This window comes from uncultured Aquimarina sp. (genome assembly GCF_947495315.1).
Taxonomy (GTDB): domain Bacteria; phylum Bacteroidota; class Bacteroidia; order Flavobacteriales; family Flavobacteriaceae; genus Aquimarina.
Genome location: NZ_CANLYD010000040.1, coordinates 1 through 898, shown reverse-complemented (window position 1 = coordinate 898; position 898 = coordinate 1). Strand labels below are relative to the sequence as shown.

Here is an 898-nt window from a genome sequence, read left to right as displayed (position 1 = left end):
GGATCATTCTCAAAAGTTGTGTGTGAATTGGAAATAGAATAAGATCTTTGCAAAAAAAAGCAACGATTGGATCCATATATTGACTTACTGAAGGTTCTGTTACCAGAATTATTAATTACTCACTTTGATATTGTAAAACACCAAACAGATAAAGATATTCTTCATTTATATTTTGAAGAGAAGAGAGATATTCCAAAAGAGTTTTCATCTGGAGTAGTTATCTCTGACGGATTTCATAAAGAGATTACCATTCAAGATTTTCCTATTCGAGGCAAACAAGTTTATCTTCATATCAAACGTCGTCGTTGGTTAGATAAGAATACCACACAAGTTGTTCAAAGAGATTGGGATTTAGTGGCACAGGGAACTCGTATGACCGTAGAGTTTGCTGCTTTTTTAAAAGTACTTAATCACTACTAGAGCTAATGATTGTCACACCATTGGTGATTTTTATGGAGTCAATGGAAAAAAGTTACAGCGTCAATATCGGGATTACTTAAGTGAGTTTAAAGAATGGAAAGATAAGTCCCACGCCAAAGAATGGTTGGTTTTTCCTGAGAATATGGGCAAGTATCTATCTATTGATGAGACTGCGCTTTCCAAAGGAGAACTTTATACCATCATCACCAATAAAAGTGCTAAAGGTAAGAAAGGAGCTATTGTAGCTATTCTGGCAGGAACCAAGGTAGAACCAATTCTGGAACAATTACTTAAAATCCCAAAATCACTTAGGGATAAAGTCAAAGAAATTACCTTAGATATGGCTAATTCAATGAAGGTCATTGCTAAGAAATGTTTCCCTAAAGCTACACAAGTTACAGATCGTTTTCACGTACAAAAACTAGCTTTGGAAGCCCTACAAGATATTAGAATCAAACATCGTTGGGAAGCTATAGAC

Annotated in this window: 2 protein-coding genes; both read left to right on the top strand. The window is 35.0% G+C overall.

What is annotated here, in order from left to right; translation table 11 throughout:
• Window positions 1–66 precede the first annotated feature (66 nt).
• Complete coding sequence (locus Q0910_RS28490) at window positions 67–420, top strand: transposase (protein WP_299224229.1); 354 nt, start codon at window positions 67–69, stop codon at window positions 418–420.
• Window positions 421–562: 142 nt separating this feature from the next.
• A partial coding sequence (locus Q0910_RS28485; RefSeq protein ID WP_299224226.1) for a transposase occupies window positions 563–898 on the top strand: 336 nt, incomplete at its 3' end.